The following is a 19,416-nucleotide window of genomic DNA, read 5'->3' as shown; positions in this document are numbered from 1 at the left end:
TGTTTTAGGCTACCTAGAAGAATTATTTGTGCCGTTTTAATGGTATTTTCATTCATTACCTCGCCATTTTCTATAATTAGGACTGGTAAACATTCAATAAACAGAAAAATATTCTTAACTTGAATAGGGTGAATTAAGATAAAAAAATAGGGTATCATCTCAATTCTCCACCTTTTATTTGAACCTGGTGCATAAGAAATTCAGTAAATAATTTCTTACAGGAACGTACTTCATAAAAATCCAACGTGTATTCCAAGGCAAAGCACGTCGAGAGCATCTAAGATTAACCTCTTTCATATTATCAAACTCCGTGTTCTTACGACTGCAATTTAAGACTCTACCCAATAGAAAGTCTGGTAAAGCTGTGTTTGGGCTCTAGGTATCTTACTTCATTTTTAATAAAAAATCAAACAAGATGAAAAAAATTTACCAAATTTTTAGTTCATCCCGCGCAGCAATAATAGTGTTGATTACGGGACTATTTATGGCGGCTTCCATGACCACTTATGCACAAACAACGCCTGCTGATTGCGTGTCAGGCTGTACTTCCAACGACATACAGATTGAGAATGCCTATTTATCGGATGAATTTGGAAATCCGTTAGATTCAAATTTTGTCTGTGAAAACGGCCAAGATGCTATCGTTTATTTGACTTTGGAGCTATCAACCAACACCCCGCGCGTAGGCGTTTCGATTTACACTAAAATTAAAGAATTAGATCTTGGAGTACCCCGTGGAACACTCGATTCTATGAGCCAGTGTTTTGGCGACACCCTAAACCAACCTTTGAATAGAGTAACATTTAATCAAACGCTATCCTGGCCATGCGGAACGGCAATTGCACTAACAGATGTTTATATTGCCTGGGGAACCGGAAATAAGAATTTTTGCGAAGGTGAAGCTTTCCAATGTCCCAAAACCCCGTCTAAATGTTTTTCGTTGCCTGGCGGTGATTATATTGCTGTTGAAATCCCATTGGCTAAAAATTTTTCTCATGAGAGCTGTCCTGATGTTCCGGGAGGTACCACAGCCACCTTTAATTTGAGAAGTCTTGATACTCTTGTTACAAAATCAACCGATGTAACCATTGAATGGTATAAAGATTCTGCATTAGATTCTCTAATTAGTAATCCTGAAAGTTATACCACCAAGAGTGCTGAAGAAGATGTATACGCAAAGGTCACCAGCACCATCCCACCGTATCCCTCTTCTGTTGCTATTGTTGCCTTAATTGTTTATCCAAGCCCGACAGTTACATTAACAGATCCATTGGATGTGTGTGTTGATGGCAGTACGATGTCGTTTGAAGGTTCACCAAAACCCAATGAAGGTATTTCGGGAGTATTCAGCACAAATGCACCTGCAGAAAGCTTTACGGATAAAGGAGACGGAACAGCGACCCTCGATCCGTCAGTTGCAGGAGTCGGCACTTTCGAAGTGATTTACACATTTACTGATACCAATGGCTGTGTGGAAGATGATACCGTTAGCGTTGAAGTATTTGATAACCCTGTTGCGCCAACTGATGCAGTTCCAGTTACAGTGTGTGAAAACGGAGAAGAACAAACCTTGACCGCAACTGCTACTGTCCCAGATGGCGATACTATTATTTGGTACAATGCACCGAGCGGTGGCGATGAAGTCTACCCACCTGCTTTGGTTAGCACAGTTGCAGATACCCTTATTTTATACGGAGAAACCGTCAATAAATTAACGCTATGTACCAGCCTTGATCGTACTGCGGATACCCTGATTATAAATCCGGCTCCGGCGGCCCCAACCAATCCGATTAATGTTACGGAATGTGAAACAGGGGAAGAACAAACTTTGACGGCTACAGCTACTGTCCCCGATGGCGATACTATTATTTGGTACAATGCACCGAGCGGTGGCGATGAAGTCTACCCACCTACCTTGGTCAGCACAGTTGCGGATACCCTTATTTTATATGGAGAGACCGTTAATAGATTAACACTATGTACCAGCCTTGATCGTACTGCGGATACCCTGATTATAAATCCGGCTCCGGCGGCCCCAACCAATCCGGTTAATGTTACGGAATGTGAAACAGGAGAGGAACAAACTTTAACCGCATCGGCCACTGTTCCTGATGGTGTTTCAATTGTCTGGTACGATGCCGAGACCAATGGTAATGTTGTAGACCCCGCTTCCCTCGTCAGCACAGTTGCTGATACCCTTATTTTATATGGAGAAGCTGTAGATCAGACTGGCTGTAAAAGCCTGTATCGGACTGCGGATACCCTGATAATAAATCCGGCTCCGGCGGCCCCAACCAACCCGGTTAATGTTACGGAATGTGAAACAGGAGAAGAACAAACCTTGACGGCTACAGCTACTGTCCCTGATGGTGTTTCAATTGTTTGGTACGATACAGAGACCAATGGCAATGTTGTAGATCCCGCTACTCTGGTCAGCATTGTTGCTGATACCCTTGTATTATATGGAGAAGCTGTAAATGACCTGACTGGTTGCAAAAGCCTGTATCGAACTGCAGATACCCTGATTATAAATCCGGCTCCGGCGGCCCCAACCAATCCGGTTAATGTAACGGAATGTGAAACAGGAGAAGAGCAAACTTTAACGGCTTCGGCCACTGCTCCCGATGGTGTTTCAATTGTCTGGTACGACGCGCAGACCAATGGCAATGTTGTAGACCCTGCTTCCCTGGTCAGCACAGTTGCTGATACTCTTATTTTATTTGGAGAAGCTGTAAATGACCTGACTGGTTGTAAAAGCCTGTATCGGATTGCGGATACACTGATAATAAACCCGGCTCCGGCGGCTCCAATAGTTGCTTACAATCCACCTGCTTGTGATGATTCAACATTTAGTGTTACAATTACAAATGTGGTTAAGGGTGCAACATATACGATAAAAGATAAGAACGGAGATGATATTGCGGGTGTATTCCCCGGGAATTCTATCGTTGCAGTTAATGAGAGTGACACATCTTTCAGCAATATCCCTGCCGGTTCGGGCTACAAGGTAACAATCCAAATCGGTGATTGCATTTCTCTTAATGCCGATTCTTGTGGATTATCTACTAAATCAGCAACTATTGTACAAGCTGTTAAATCTGCACCTATTGCCCAGACGGTAAAATCGGTAGCTATTGGAGAGAGTGTAAATACCAAATTCTCGGTGAAAGCTTATCCAAATCCTTTCAGTGATCAGGTAAAATTTGAAGTTAACGTTCCTGAAGAAAGTAATGGAAGTCTGGAACTATTCAATATGCTGGGACAAAAAGTGAAAATCATACATCAAGGGCATTTGAACGCGGGCATTAACACTTTTGAAGTGAGCCTGCCGAAACAACAATCTACTACCCTGATCTATAAATTCAGGACAGGAGATAAACAACTTACAGGAAAACTATTACAGATCAAGCAATAGTTTTACACTGGCTTCGGAGATTAATTTTAACACTACATTATTATGTCCGGAGGAAAATAGACTGGCAGGCATTGCCTGTCGGTCTATTTTTACACGAGAGCTACCAAGCACTGACTATCAACTCACTAGCCAAACTTCCTTATATAAAATACAATGGATATGACTTTAATAAGTCACTAGTTCCATTTTTATACATTCTCAAAATTAGAAACTAAATGCTTTTTGCGTCATTTTCTGCTAATAGTAAAATCCCAAAACATTGTAAAAACAGGCTTTTTAATACAATATTTATTTTTCCATATTGGGACACACCTGAAATACAGCACATTATAAAATTCCGTAATTTACGTACTGTTAATTGAAGATAAAAAATAAGGGTTTCTCTTCTTTTAACACCACTTACTTTTTAAACGCAGAACCAATGGAAAAATACGTCAAATGTTTTTCCTGTCGAATTATTGTAAGCCTTGGTGTAATTCAAATGTTACAAGGATTTAAGCCGCACCACGTTCCTAAGTGGCGTGCAAATAACATTTGCTGTCATTCTAAATCAAACCTCATGATTTGACATTTTACCAACTCATTGAAAACATTCTAACACTTTTCATAAGTACTCTTTACAAGGCATTTATCAATGTCTACCAACTTCGTTCAATACAAGAATGTGGGAAAATTAAAAACCTTAACTCAAAACAAACGAAAAATGAAAAAAATTTACATGACCTTACAAAAGTCCCGAACGGCGCTTGTACTGCTGCTTGCGGGATTTTTGCTGCTGTCGGCCAAAAACAACTTTGCCCAGGAAGCAATTGTTATGACTGACAAAGCAGACTACTACCCGGGAGAAACGGTCGTTATTGACGGAAGTGGATGGCTTCCCGGCGAAACCGTTGAACTTCTGATTGAGCACATGTTTTACATCACTCATTATGATGAAAATATTTATGTTGTTGCCGATGCAAATGGTAATATTCACGATGAAAGTTACATAATTAATCCATCAGATCTGGGAGAGATATTTCTTCTCACTGCAACAGGACAAAGTAGTGGACTGGTGGCGTATGCTGATTTTACGGATGCCCAAGACAAGATTGGCGCTGTTGAGATTGGTCCTCAGGAGGGATATGTTTTGCCTGGACAAACAGGATCTGTTACATACGAAATTACAATTTACAGGTCGCAGGAAGCAGGTAATTCAGGCAATCTAAACATTGGAATCTGCCTAAAAGAAGCTATTGGAAATTCAATATTTTCGCATCCGGGGATGACTTATTCATTCAATCCGGCTATTCCATACATGAACTGGTCGCCTGGCACAAGAGAAGATGAAACAACTACAGAGCTGACTCTAACTGTTACCAATCCTGAATTATTGGGCACAGATCCTGTTTATTTTGGTGTACGTGCCTGGTATCCGAATTCTGACGACGACTGTTTAGCCACAACAGGTGATATTACGGATAACACAAGTGGAATTTTCCAGTTGGGAATTCCCCCTTCGTTTACCACATGTCCCGGGAATATTCAAACCGGAACAGATACAGATGCTTGCAATACGCAGGTAACCTACACCGTAGCTGTTGACGGAAACCCAACACCTGACATTAGCTATGAATTTACAGGTGCAACAAGCGGAAGCGGAAGCGGCGATGGAAGCGGTTCCATATTTGAAAAAGGTCTTACCTACGTTACTCTTACAGCCAGCAATGGCATAGGCGATGATGCAACCTGCAGTTTTACCGTAACTGTTACCGACGATGACGCTCCCGTTCCAAACGGCTCTTTACCATCCGGAGCATCCGATATGAATCTTTGTTATTCTGACATGCCGGCTGGCCCAACAGCTGACGACATAAAAGCCTATTTCTCGGATAACTGCGGTGTGGTAAATGTTGACAAAACCACGCAGGAAGCCCCAGATAACGACAATTGTGGCTGGTCTGTAACCTATACTTACGATGTTTATGACGATGCGGGGAATCATGTAGATCCATCGCCAATTGTTTCTTACTCTGGAAGTGACCAAACCGCCCCTGCTTTAAGCGGAACACCATTCTCCGATCCTAAAGAATACGATGCATGTATGGCGAATGCTCAAAGTACAGTTCCTGAATGGAATGAAGCCAATGCAATTACTGGCTACTCGGATAATTGCGAACAGGATGTTTCAGCATCGCTTGACAGTACAAAAACAACCGGTAGTGATTGTGACTGGACAGTAACCTATTATTACACCGTGTTCGATGAATGCAACAATCCGTTGGCAGAACAAACATACGAACACAACGGTAGCGACCAGACCGCACCTGCTTTAAGCGGAACACCATTCACCGATCCTACTGAATACAATGCGTGTATGGCGGATGCCCAAAGTGAAGTTCCGGAATGGAGTGAAGCCGATGCAATTACCGGCTACTCGGACAATTGCGGACAAGATGTTTCAGCATCGCTTGACAGTACAAAAACCACCGGAAATGATTGTGACTGGACAGTAACCTATTATTACACCGTGTTCGATGAATGCAACAATCCGTTGGCAGAACAAACATACGAACACAACGGTAGCGACCAAACGGCACCTGCTCTAAGCGGAACACCATTCAGCGATGCTACTGAATACGATGCGTGTATGGCGAATGCCCAAAGTACAGTTCCGGAATGGAATGAAGCCAATGCAATTACCGGCTACTCGGACAATTGCGGTCAGGATGTTTCAGCATCGCTCGACAGTACAAAAACAACAGGAAATGATTGTTACTGGACCGTAACCTATTATTACACCGTGTTCGATGAATGCAACAATCCGTTAGCAGAACAAACATACGAACACAACGGTAGCGACCAGACCGCACCTACTTTAACCGGCACACCATTCTCCGATCCTACTGAATACAATGCATGTATGGCGGATGCCCAAAGTACAGTTCCGGAATGGAGTGAAGCCAATGCAATTACTGGCTACTCGGATAATTGCGGGCAGGATGTTTCAGCATCGCTTGATAGTACAAAAACCACCGGAAATGATTGTGACTGGACCGTAACCTATTATTACACCGTGTTCGACGAATGCAACAATCCGCTGGAAGGCCTGATATATCAACACAACGGTAGCGACCAAATCGCACCTACTCTAACCGGCACACCATTCAACGATCCTACAGAATATGATGCCTGTATGGCGGATGCCCAAAGTACAGTTCCAGAATGGAATGACGCCAGTGCAATTACTGGCTATTCGGATAATTGCGGACAAGATGTTTCAGCATCGCTTGACAGTACAAAAACCACCGGAAATGATTGTGACTGGACCGTAACCTATTATTACACGGTATTCGATGAATGCAACAATCCGCTGGAAGGCCTGACATACCAACACCAAGGTGGTGATTTAACCGCACCAACAGGCACTCCTCCTTCAGACATAAGCGATGTAAACGACTGCAAACCCACGCAGGAAGAAGCAGACGCAGGATTTGATACAGACCTTGCCGTCAGTGGTTATGCAGACAACTGTGGAGGTGATTTATCTGTATTCTTATCAACTGCTGTAGTTTCAGGAGACGATTGCGACTGGACAATCACTTATACTTTTGAGGTTCAGGACAAATGTGGGAACCCACTTGCCGGTCAGGTTTATAAGGTTAGCGGAAGCGACGAAACTCCTCCAACTGTAACAACACAAAACATCGAAGTTCGTTTGGGCCCCGATGGAACAGTAACCATTTCGCCAGAAGATATTGACAATGGCTCTTCTGATAATTGTGATTCTGATCCATTAATGGAATTAGATATAACAGAATTTAGCTGTGATAATATTGGTGAAAACACTGTCACCTTAACCGTTACCGACGAATGTGACAATTCTGCCAGTGCAACTGCAACAGTAACCGTGTATGTACCAACAACAACCGTTGCCAAAATCAGTGCTGAATCGGCACGCTACATGGATGACATCACTTTCTATGCAGAAATAGAGTCCAATTGTCAATCAAATGATTTTGCCGGTCAGGTTGAATTCTTCCTGAATAATGTTTCGGTTGGTTCGGCTCCGGCCTATCCAATTCCATACAATGAAGAAGGTTATCCTACAAAACTCAGGGCAACACTGATTCATAAAATCACCGAAATGCCGGGAGAATATGAACTTGTTGCCAAATTCTCTCCATCCACCAGTTACTACGACGGAAGCACCAGTGAGCCAACTTCTTTCAAAGTCTTCTCACGAGACGCCAAGGCATTCGACGCCATTCAAGGATTCTATACAGGCACACTTCTCGCCTGGACAACAGGTCCTAACTCAAGTACAGGAACCATAACTTTAGCAACCGTTCTTAAAGATAATAACTCTCCAACCGGAGATTTAAGAGGAGCCAAAGTTACCTTCTGGATGGAAGATGCAAACGGTAATATGAAAGTCATACCCAGTGCTAAAGACTTGCCCGTGGGGCTTGTTCAAATGACTGATGGATCAGTGGGAATTGCCAGTGCCGATGTTCAATTTGATATTGGAAACACGCAACAGGAAAGATATCCGATTTGGGTGGAAGTCACAGGTGGCTATACCAATAATTTCAATATTAATGATTTGCCTGATGCCTATGTAACCGTTGCAAAACCTGTTCCGGGAGGATCGATTGCCGGATCTGGATTAATGACAAATGAAGATTCGAATGGACAGATCAGAGGAGCCAAAGATTACAAAACTTCATTTGAATTCAATGTTACTTACAATAAAAAGAAAACCAATCCTCAGGGGAAAATGACTATTTGGATTCAAAGCTGGTACAAATCGGATGGCACATTGGATGATCATATACATTTTTATAAGATTACTTCCAACGCCATTAATTTATTGGTGATGGGAAATGGAGAAACATATAACTCTGAAGAAGAAGGGTATGAACTTACCTTAGCAAACGGACAAGCCATTTTCGATGCCAAAGCAAATCTTGCTGAAAAAATTGATGGTGTTTACGTTGGTATTGAAGGTAATTCTCCTCTTCATGTTACAATGACCGATCCAGATCCCGAAGTAGATGATGACACTGAGACAATTGGTATCACATACTTCAATAGCGCAGGCGGTATCTGGTTCTCTAGCAACTACAGTCTAGATGGCAACCAGATTACTGAAGAACAAGAACTTGATCCCGGCGAAGATAATTACATTGAAGTTAAGACAGATGGAACAACATCAGATGAAAGTACACCCAAGCCGGGTAAAAACAAATCTGCAGAGATAGCCACCACCAGTCAAACCATCGTTACCGAAACACAGTTGAGCGTTTACCCGAATCCGTTTAGCGAACAGGCACGTTTCGAATTTGTTTCGCCGGTAGCTACGCAGGCCAGAATCGATGTTTACGACATGGCAGGCCGGATGGTTCAAACCATTTACGATGGCTTCGTGGAAGAGAATACGGTTTACAATGCCGAGTTTAAACCCGAAAACCAGGTGAGCGGTATGTACTTCTACAAAATGAAAGTTGGAGACACAGTTTTCAACGGCAAACTCATTTACAAAAGAGAATAAACCGGAGCAGCAAAACTGTTCTTGCGCGAACAGAATAAATCAAAGCATGTTTGAACCGGCAGCACTTTTGCTGCCGGTTTTTCTTTGCTCCAGCCGGTCGTTGATTTGTTCGAATCCACCAGTCAAAGATTATTCTCAAAAGTTGTCCACAACCTACTACCCGCTTACATCGCTAGTCGTTAAAAACTTTCCATTTCACTGTAATACAAATCATTAAAAAATAGCTTATCTTGAAGAGAAATCAATAATTCATTGCAGAAGTCTATTGGATCTCTTTTCAGGCGCTCCTTGGGGACTCCGGTTTGAAACCAAATCAGAGCTATGCGTGGAGAGATTGCATGTCTTTTACATTCCCTGACAAATTATTAATAGAAAAGTGAATCGTATGGTTTTCTGTCATTCGGTTTACAGGATAACAACTTAAATGGGATATTATGAAGACAATTTTGTTAATCACCACTTTAGTAGTTTCGTTAAGCTGTTTCACCAGCTGTAACTACGATAATTTTTTCTTGCCTCAAAATGAAGAACTTTTTGCATCATCGGAAGTGTTTCAAACAAATGTAACAGGATTGAAGAGCGCCGAAATACTTCCCGGATCGATGTGCGAACCATCCTGGATTCCACTCCTTCACAAAGATCAGTTGGAAGTTGGAGCAATGATTCTTTCAAACAGTCAATCACAACTTTTCATCGAATTAAAGGGAAATGATCAGTTTGAAATTGAAAACATACAACTATGGGCAGGTAACAAGCTTTCCCAGCTTCCGGCCAACAGAAACGGCCAGCCACTGCCCGGTCAATTTCCCTACAAAATGGCAGAAATGAATGCCTACCACCTGGTAATCGATCAAAATCAGATTGGTCTTAATTATTATTTTCCGGAAGGGAAAAAACTATACGTAGTAGCCCATGCCGAAGCAATTGATAAGCAATCCGGAGAAAAAAAATCGGCATGGAGTTACGGACAACTGTTGAATACCAAAAGTGGAACTTCGTATTCCGAGTACTATCCGTGTGTCCCAACAGGCGGTGGCGGTTGTTTTCCCCATCTTGCATTTTGCGGTCCGGAATCGAACGGAAATTACTATTTCGACAATACCCGGGAAGAAAACACTCAACATATTGTAGCTGATAATGAAGAGCTGATTGGCACTGTCCGTTACGAAGAAGGAAAAATCATTTTCAATTTTTCACAGGACTGGTCGTTTTTTGGCAATACTCCCATTGCAAGCCTTTTCGGATGCGATACACCAGGAGGACAGTTAACTGAATTGGAACGAGGCCCCTTAGAACAGCTCTATGGTGATTTTTTTATCACAACAGCGCATTACCCTTACTATGTAATTCAATTAAATGTTCAGTATTGCAACACAAGCAATTGAAACATTCTTCAACTAATTTGCGTTCCAAATGTTCTTTCTAAAACTTTCAGAAAACATGAATAATTTTTGGAACGAACGATACAGTACAAAAGAATATGCATACGGCGAAAAGCCCAACCGCTTTTTTAAAGAAGAAATTTCGAAGCTAAAACAGGGAAGCATACTATTTCCGGCCGAAGGAGAAGGGCGAAATGCGGTTTATGCTGCAACTTTAGGCTGGCAGGTAAAAGCGTTTGACACCAGCACTGAAGGTCGCGAAAAAGCTCTGCAACTGGCGGAAAAACACAAGGTTAAAATCGATTATCGGATTGAAAGCTATGAACAAATCAGCTTTCGTCCGGAAAGTTTTGATTGCATTGTTTTGATTTTTGCTCACATGCCTGCAGCCATAAGACAGAAAAATCATCAACAGCTATTGGAATTTTTAAAGCCGGGCGGAACCATTATTCTCGAAGGATTCAGCAAAGAACAAATCAACCATAAATCAGGAGGCCCAAGAGACCGGGAAATGCTTTTCTCCGCCGAAGAGTTAAGAAATGATTTCCGGGATCTTTCATCCTTGCGCATGGAGGAAACCGATACTCTATTGGATGAAGGACCGTTTCATCAGGGACTTGCATCAGTAATTCGCTTAATTGGAAGAAAGTAATTTCTGAGAAATAATAACAGCGACAGACATACGTTTGAAAAATACGAAGGAACTGATCGGCAAATTAAATGAACCTTTTGCCCTGTTCAAACGTATAGCATTATACGTTGCAAACGAGTCAATAAATTACTAGAAGAAAGGTAATTATAGCAGTCCTACTTTACGAAAACACTAAAAAACTTTTGAATTAGGGGGAAATTTGAAAAAAGCGTTATAGAATTTTGTTTTGTAAACAGTAATTCTTTATAATTGCACACGATTTCCGTTGAAATCACTCCCCTCGTATATTGTTCCAATAGTTTTATCAAACAATTATTAATCGGGAAAACGAATTAAGCACAGTCTATGTACGACATTTTAGAATTGAATAAAAAGCTTCTGCCTGAGCTGAAGGAGATAGCTAAAGAATTAAACGTCAAACGTGTCGAGTCTTTTAAGAAACAGGATTTGATATATAAAATCCTTGACACGCAAGCCATAATGGAGGCAGAAAAGAAAACCAAACCTGCCCCTAAAGAACAAAAAAGCGGTATTTTGGGCGGCTTCCTGAAAAAATCATCGCCTCCGCCCCCTGCTCCGGAAGAACCGGCACAGGATGACGACCGTCGGAGTAAACGACCACGTCATAGAATTGAAACAGTGAAACGGGAAAAAGTAGGATCCGGACCTAGAAAGAAAGGTGATCAGAAAAAAGCAGAACCTGCGAAACAACAAGAGTCAGATAATTCCTCTCGCCAGGAACAAATTAAAGCCATTATAAAAGGTTTTAACAAAGAAAAATCACCTGCCGCACCGGCTCAAAAACCAGCAGAACAGCCAGCTCCCGTCAGACAGGAAAATGTAAAACAGGAAGCACCTGTAGCTGAGAAAAAGGAATTTCAGGTAAAACCTCAGCCAAAAGAAGAAAGGCAACAGCAAAACGCTCCACAGCAAAACGCACCGCAACAAAATGCACCGCAACAAAATGTGCAACAGGCCAACCAACCTATGCGTAAAGATGCTGAGCAAAAACAGGAACAACCAAGAAACGACAATAAGCCAAGACATCAAAAATCAGATAATTATAGCCAGGGTCAAAATCAGAACCAGAACCAAAATATCCGTCAGAAACAAAAGCAATTTGAGTTTGATGGAATCATTACCAACATAGGTGTGCTGGAAATTTTGCAGGATGGATATGGTTTTCTTCGTTCGTCGGATTATAATTACCTGAACTCGCCGGATGATATTTATGTTTCGCAATCACAAATCAAATTGTTTGGATTGAAAACAGGCGATACAGTAAAAGGTACGGTTCGTCCGCCAAAAGAAGGAGAAAAATATTTCCCACTGATTAAAGTACTGGAAATCAATGGACGCAGTCCGGAATATATACGTGACCGTGTTCCTTTTGACCATTTAACACCCCTTTTCCCTGATTCCAAATTCCAGTTAACCGGAAACGGGCACGACAACATCTCTACTCGTGTAGTGGACATGTTTGCTCCAATTGGAAAAGGCCAGCGTGGTTTGATTGTTGCCCAGCCCAAAACTGGTAAAACCGTTTTGTTAAAAGAAATAGCCAACGCTATTGCAGCCAATCACCCGGAAGTGTACATGATCGTTCTGTTGATCGATGAACGCCCCGAAGAGGTGACCGATATGGCACGCAGCGTTAATGCCGAAGTAATTTCATCGACATTTGATGAGCCGGCAGAAAAACACGTAAAAGTGGCCAACATTGTACTGGAAAAAGCAAAACGTTTGGTAGAATGCGGACACGATGTAGTGATCCTGCTCGACTCAATTACCCGTTTGGCCCGTGCTTACAATACAGTTCAGCCAGCTTCGGGTAAAGTATTGTCGGGTGGTGTGGATGCCAACGCACTGCACAAACCCAAACGTTTCTTTGGAGCAGCCCGTAACATTGAGGAAGGTGGCTCATTAACCATTCTGGCAACAGCACTTACCGAAACCGGTTCAAAAATGGACGAGGTGATCTTCGAAGAATTTAAAGGTACCGGTAACATGGAACTTCAGCTCGACCGGAAGCTATCGAACAAACGTATTTTCCCTTCTGTGGATATTCCTACTTCAAGTACCCGTCGGGAAGATTTATTGTTCTCGAAAGATGTGCTTGACAAACTGTGGATCCTCCGCAATTACCTGGGAGATATGAACTCATTGGAAGCCATGGAATTCATGAAAACCAGACTTATGCGTGCGGCAAGTTTGGAAGAGTTCCTCGCATCAATGAACGACGGATAAAAAGTCAACAAAAAGCAATATAAAAAGCAAGCTCACAAGGCTTGCTTTTTTTTTGTTAACCTCTTAAATGACTTTAAATTAATGGTGCAATTTTTGAAGCTATTTTTCTATTTTAACTAACTTTCGGAGAAGCATTCATAAGCATTCTGTTAACGTAAATTCCTAAAATGAAAAAATTAATTATCATCGCACTTTTATTGATGGCCGGAACAACCTATGCACAGGTAAATTACCAACTTAGCTCGGCAGTAGACTTTGTAAGAACCTACAAAATAGCCTCGGGAGAATACTACAGCGAACTCACTGAAAAAGATATCCAGGGTTCGCCTTTCCTCAACCAGGAGTTCATAAACGGTTCGGTTTATACCACCACCAAGTTTCAATATGCCGATATCCCGCTTCGCTACAATATCTACAACGACAACATTGAATTTAAGACACCGGAAAACAAAATACTGGCCATTGCACAACCCGAAACCATTGATAAAATTACGTTTGGAGACTACACCATGGAATATCTTTCTTACATGAATGTAAAAAAAGTAAGAAAAGGATACATGTTGCTTATCACCAAAGGCAAAGCAAGTTTGTATGCCAAACCGGAAGTTATTTATACAAAAGCTACAGAAGCCGTTCCATACAAAGATCCGGAACCTGCAAAGTTTGAACGCGGAAGCGATATATTTTACATTCGTATCGAAACTGCTTCTGCTCAACGAATCGATAACAAGAAAGATTTGATTCAAGCATTCCCCGACCATCAAAATGAGATGGAAGCTTTTGTCAAAAAGAATAAAATAAGCCCTGCTAAAATCGATGAGCTGAAATCCCTGGTAGAATATTACAACTCGCTGTAACATTCTGCGGCTTTCTCTATAGATGTAGCTTTTATAATCTTTTGGAAAACCTTCATTTTCATTAAAAACACACTACCCGGTAAAGATTGAAGATAGAAAGCAGTAAATTGAGTCAATCTTCTTCTTGAATAAGTAACCGAGTGATTCTCTTTTGCCAAAATAGAAATAAACCCCATCAAAAACACAACTAACTCCAAATCAACACATAATACAATGTAACATTCCAATAATAAGTTTTTCTAACCCGGATCTTTGTCCTTTTTCTGATAAATTATTCAAAAGAGAAAAATAATTTTGTGACAGATGCAACATTGCATTTTTGCTTTCGTCATTGAATCAGAAAAACAAGAGTGTGAATACGCTGTACAAAAACATCCATCAGGAACTCATCGACCGGTGCCGGATAGGCGATCAAAAGGCACAGTTCAGCTTGTACAAGCTTTATTACAAAGCCATGTTCAGTGTGAGCCTGCGAATGGTAAACGATGCGATGGAAGCAGAAGATGTGATGCAGGAAGCGTTTTTAAGCGCATTCAGAAAGATGGACACTTACAAAGGCGAAGTAAGTTTTGGAGCCTGGCTGAAAAAGATTGTGGTAAACCGTTCATTGGATTATTTAAAAAAGAACAAGGTGAAGTTTGAAGAAGTAAACGAACGCACCACCGAAATTGCCGATTATCAGATGCCCACTCACGAAGTGGATGTAAGGGTTTTGCAAGAAGCTATTCAACAACTTCCGGACGGATACAGGGTGGTTCTCAGTTTATTTCTGATAGAAGGCTACGACCACGAAGAAATCAGCGAGATACTCGGAATCTCGAACTCATCGTCGAGGACACAGTTGTTAAGGGCCAAAAACAAGCTGCGCGAGTTGTTAAAAGGAAAAGAAGTATTCTCTTACAATTAAAAAAGCCATGAAAGAAAAAGATTACATAGAAGATTTGATTATAAAAAACCTGGAGGCGTTGAATGACAACGAACCCGAAGACGGGCACTTCAACAGGTTTGAAGCCAGGCTGAAAAAGCAAAACAGCAAATATCGCTTTAGCTGGTCACTGGTAGGGAAGGTTGCGGCAGCTGTTGTATTTGTCTTGCTGGCTACCAATCAGGCCTTTATATATTTCTCACCCAATCAGCAGGGCTTGATTCGCCACACAGGAGAAAATTCGGAATTTACACTGGCGTCTGTATCTCCGGAATACGAAGAAACCGAATTTTATTATCAAACGTCCATTCGCTCAGGGCTGAACCAATGGGACGAGCTTACTCGCGAAGGCTTTGTATCGGAAGAAGAACAAACCATGATGCACGAAGAACTCAATGAGTTTGAGTCGCGGTATAAAACCCTGCAAAAAGATTTAGCTGCCAATCCGAGCGATGAAAGAGTAATTAATGCAATGCTCGAATATTACCAGGTAAAATTAAGTTTGATCAACATGATCGTAAACAAACTAGAAGAAGTAAAACAACAAAAAAATACAAGTTATGAAAACCTTTAAATGGATAACAGTATGTCTGTTTGCCGGGCTATTGACAGCCGGCATTACAGCAAAAGCAGAAGAAAAATCAAAAGAGTACAAAGAATCCTGGGCGGTTTCGGATGTCTCAACACTGCAGATCATCAATAAATTTGGTGAAATAAAAATCAACAACGACGGTGGCAGCGAAGTTACCATTGAAGTAAAAGTTACGGTAGAAGCCGCCAACGAGAAAAAAACAAACGAGTTGCTCGACCTGATCGACGTACAGTTCCAAAAAAGTGGCAAAACCATTAAGGCTGAAACTAAGATTGCGAATGAATTCAAAAGCCAGAAACGTTTTAGCATCGATTATACGGTAAATATCCCTTCGGATAAAAACCTGATGATTGAGAACAAATACGGCAACACTTTGGTGAACCGACTGGAAGCAAACGGCGATTTTCAGATCAAATACGGAAACCTCAGCGCCAACGAACTGCTAACTCCCGAAAGCGGCAGCTTAAACGTAAACCTCGCATACGGAAACGCAAGTATCGGAGAAGCCACCAATATGAATGTTCAGGTAGCCTACTCTCCTATGACCGTTGAAACGCTGAAATCATTGAAACTCGAATCAAAATACTCCTCATTCGAATTGGGAGAAGGCAAGGATATCCAGATTGAATCGAAATACGATAAATTCCGCTTTGGCAAGGTAGAAAGTGTTACTGCGACAACCAAATACAGCCAGGTAAGTATCGATGAACTTTCAAAAAGCATTAAAATTGAATCGGGCTATGGAGGTGTAAAAGTGGGCACCATTAACCCGGCTTTCGACTTTATTGATATTACCAACAGCTACGGACAAATATCGCTGGGTTTAAACAATGCCAATTACTCGATCGATGCCAGTTGTGATTATTGCGGAATTTCTTACCCGCAGGAAAGTTTTGAAGGAAACCGCATTCGCGAAAACAACTCGCAGACAGTAAAAGGAAAAGTTGGTTCAGGCGAAGGTGGAAAAGTATTTGTAAGAAGCCGCTACGGAGAAATCAAACTGACCAATTAATCGGAATAAAACTGCTTTGTAAAAACATAAAAAAACCGGGGAGCTCCCCGGTTTTTTTGTGCATGTGTGTCTGAGATAATATCTTTTACATAACAGCAGGCGCCTCGATAGCAATCCGGTCTCCTTCCTGTATGCCCTGGGTGATCACGATCGATTCTTCGTTTTCGGGTCCCGTCGTAACAGGCTGCTGCACCAGTTTACTTCCCTGTTTCAGCCAAACAAACTTTCCACTGTCGCCGGAAAATACCGAGCGAACAGGCACTGAAAGTACATTTTCAAGGTTGCTGACAATAATTTCACTGTTACTGGTCATCGCCGGTTTCAAGCCCGGATCTGTTTCCTCTAAACGAATAAAAACCTTAAAAACTTTCATGTCAAAATCTTTATGGTCTTCTCCCATCGAAGCCACCCAAACAACCTTTCCTTTTAGTGTTACGCCTTCCAGGGCATCAAAAGAAACACGGGCACTGTCGCCCACAGCCACTTTTGAAATATCAATTTCTTTTACATAAACTTCAGAATTGGCTTTGTTCAGGTTCGGAAGAACCGCAAGAACTGGCATGTAAGGGTAGCAATAATCGTTTCGCTTGTATTTCTTTCCTTCAAAAGGACTTTTAGCCAGCATCACAATTCCATTGTCTGGAGAAGTAATCCGGCAGGCAGCAATGGCCTTTTGAATTTTCTCCACTGATTCCTTCCGGTCTTTAACATAATTTTCAAGACGCATAATCCCTACTTTACGCTTGTTGATTTCCAGCTGGTAATTTCGCTTTTTATTCTCGATCCCGATCTCCGCTTTCTGATATTTCATTTGAATCTTTCGCTGCTCTGCTTCCGACTCGTAGACCGATTGTTCCAAGTCGATTTTGTTGTATTCCAAATCAAGTTGTGCATCCTTGATCTCCTCCCGAAGCTGGGTCAGAATTACCGTACTATCGATGACTGCGTTTTTCAAATCTGCTGTCAGTCGTTCCAGGTCCTGCGTCACCTCACGCATGCGGGTTGTTAGCTGGCTTTGGTCTAACTGTGCAATAAATTCACCTTTTTTCACTTCCTTGCCTTCATCCACAATATCCATAATACGGTACGACCAAACCCGTAAAGAATAGTCGGCAAGTGTTTGAGGAATTCTGATTTCAACTACGTCGGCACTGTTGATCTCACCTTTACATTTAATCACTTCTTCAAAACTGCCACTTCGTACGGTATAAATTCCTTTGGGCTCACTGGCAACCTCTTCTTTAAAAATCAGAGCTATCGCAACTATGGCAACCAGTATAATGGCGGCTGTAATAATTCGCTTTTTACTCATATCATTGTTTTTGGAGGATTTTATCGTATTCTGCAACAAGCTCTTCTTTCTTTTCAAAGTCAAACAGTGTCAAGCTTCTAAGCTGGTAATATTTCGTCCAAAACTGGTTTAGCGCATCCACATACTGCATACGGGCGTTCTCCTGATCAGTGCTGGCAATATTCAATACTACCACATCAATCTTTCCGATAAGAAAACGCTGAAATGTTACATTGTAACCCATCTGTGCCACCGTATCAGCTTTAGCGGCATTGTAAACTTGTCCCCCCTGAAGGTTGAATTCCAGTACACGCTGGTAAACTTCTTGTTCGAAATCGATGCGTTCTTGCCTGATCTCGGCCAGAGACACTTCCCTGTTGGATTTGGCCATCTCAAAACGTCCTTTTCTACGCCCCCAATCTACAATGGGTATATTTACGCCCAGATTTAAACGCTGGCTTTTGTTTTGCTTCCCATAAACATCTGCAAAATCTTTTGAGTCCTGATTCAATCCATACAAAGCAAAAACACTTGTATTTAGGCCGGTTTCAGACTTGGCTGAAGCCACTGCCTGGTCGGCTTCCAAAACACGCTGCTCATGATCAATGATGGTCGGATTGTTATCAACAGCAAAAGAAATGGCATCATTGGCTTCCACTTTAAAGTCAGGAATAATATCCGGCATGACGCATTCTACTGTTGTTCCTTCTGCCAAACCAAGAAATGAGTTAAACGACGACTGCAAGCGTTTTACATTTACATTTGCCTGATTTAGCGCCTGACTCGCATTCAGCACACTTAATTCCAGCTTCAGTAATTCATCCTGCGTAACCGTCCCGACCTGGTAGCGTCCCTGCCCAACTTTATACAGGGTATCCGCATTGGCATGGTTGGTTTCGGCAATCGATTTTTGGATTTGCGCACGCGCCAGGTTAAAAAATACAGAAACCGCTTTTTGCTTGAGCGTTTCGTTATTCTCAATCAACTGCTTTTTTGCCTTTTCATATTTCAACGGTTCTATTTTCGCCTTCCATTTTAAGGCATTATACCCGTTCAACTCCTGCGAATAACCAATACTAATAGGCGTTGCGGTATAAGATGTGCTTCCATCATCACCAAGGTTTTTTACCATACCCAGTCCCGATCGAAGAAAAATCTGCCCGCCTGTTTGAGCGACATTCTGAACCAGCGACAACGACACATCGGAATTAAAATACTCACGCATGCGGTATTCGTCCTGATTGGTTTCAAAATTGTATTCCTTCCTGCTATACCGGTTAAAATCAACCGGAGACGAACTAAGCGACAGCCCAGGTAAACGTTCGGCCTTGTAATACCGGAACTCCCAGTAACGGGCCAGGTACATATTTTTAATTCTGAAAGCATCGATCGACTGTTGTGTTGCCAAATCGATCACTTCAGGCAATGTTAAACGAAGTGTTGGTCCCTGCGAAAAGCCGGGAACGATTGTACTGCCAACAATGAACAGCATTAATATTAAATGTCTCAT

11 protein-coding genes are annotated in these 19,416 nt (G+C 41.8%); 9 read left to right on the top strand and 2 right to left on the bottom strand.

From position 1 onward, the window contains the following. Positions 1-415: 415 nt before the first annotated feature. The 9 genes from INQ51_RS13050 (at position 416) to INQ51_RS13010 (ending at position 16,615) form a co-directional block, all read left to right on the top strand. Complete coding sequence (locus tag INQ51_RS13050; RefSeq protein ID WP_233378406.1) at positions 416-3,415, top strand: T9SS type A sorting domain-containing protein; 3,000 nt, start codon at positions 416-418, stop codon at positions 3,413-3,415. A 703-nt stretch (positions 3,416-4,118) separates the two neighbouring features. Further along, entirely contained in the window at positions 4,119-8,948 is a 4,830-nt protein-coding gene (locus tag INQ51_RS13045) for a T9SS type A sorting domain-containing protein (RefSeq protein ID WP_233378405.1), read from the top strand. A 434-nt stretch (positions 8,949-9,382) separates the two neighbouring features. Further along, entirely contained in the window at positions 9,383-10,333 is a 951-nt protein-coding gene (locus INQ51_RS13040; RefSeq protein ID WP_233378404.1) for a hypothetical protein, read from the top strand. 55 nt (positions 10,334-10,388) lie between these two features. Beyond that, positions 10,389-10,982, top strand: a complete 594-nt coding sequence (locus INQ51_RS13035; protein ID WP_233378403.1) for a class I SAM-dependent methyltransferase — start codon at positions 10,389-10,391, stop codon at positions 10,980-10,982. A 345-nt stretch (positions 10,983-11,327) separates the two neighbouring features. Then, a complete protein-coding gene (gene rho / locus INQ51_RS13030; RefSeq protein WP_233378402.1) occupies positions 11,328-13,229 on the top strand; it encodes a transcription termination factor Rho in 1,902 nt (633 codons plus the stop codon). Between the two features lie 167 nt (positions 13,230-13,396). After that, complete coding sequence (locus INQ51_RS13025; protein WP_233378401.1) at positions 13,397-14,086, top strand: hypothetical protein; 690 nt, start codon at positions 13,397-13,399, stop codon at positions 14,084-14,086. 352 nt (positions 14,087-14,438) lie between these two features. After that, complete coding sequence (locus tag INQ51_RS13020; RefSeq protein WP_233378400.1) at positions 14,439-14,993, top strand: RNA polymerase sigma factor; 555 nt, start codon at positions 14,439-14,441, stop codon at positions 14,991-14,993. Positions 14,994-15,000: 7 nt separating this feature from the next. Further along, positions 15,001-15,585, top strand: a complete 585-nt coding sequence (locus INQ51_RS13015) for a hypothetical protein (RefSeq protein WP_233378399.1) — start codon at positions 15,001-15,003, stop codon at positions 15,583-15,585. Then, entirely contained in the window at positions 15,572-16,615 is a 1,044-nt protein-coding gene (locus INQ51_RS13010; RefSeq protein ID WP_233378398.1) for a hypothetical protein, read from the top strand. The genes INQ51_RS13015 and INQ51_RS13010 overlap by 14 nt, the downstream gene beginning before the upstream one ends. An 85-nt stretch (positions 16,616-16,700) precedes the next feature. Here INQ51_RS13010 and INQ51_RS13005 read toward each other — a convergent pair whose 3' ends face one another. Beyond that, positions 16,701-17,927 carry an efflux RND transporter periplasmic adaptor subunit gene (locus INQ51_RS13005; protein ID WP_233378397.1) on the bottom strand — a complete coding sequence of 409 codons (1,227 nt, stop codon included), beginning with the start codon at positions 17,925-17,927 and terminating at the stop codon, positions 16,701-16,703. A 1-nt stretch (position 17,928) separates the two neighbouring features. Then, positions 17,929-19,416 carry a TolC family protein gene (locus tag INQ51_RS13000; protein WP_233378396.1) on the bottom strand — a complete coding sequence of 496 codons (1,488 nt, stop codon included), beginning with the start codon at positions 19,414-19,416 and terminating at the stop codon, positions 17,929-17,931.

The sequence above is a fragment of the Maribellus sp. CM-23 genome (assembly GCF_021354595.1).
GTDB lineage: Bacteria > Bacteroidota > Bacteroidia > Bacteroidales > Prolixibacteraceae > Draconibacterium.
Note: the sequence above shows the minus strand (reverse complement) of the source record. Positions and strands in the feature narration are given on the sequence as shown.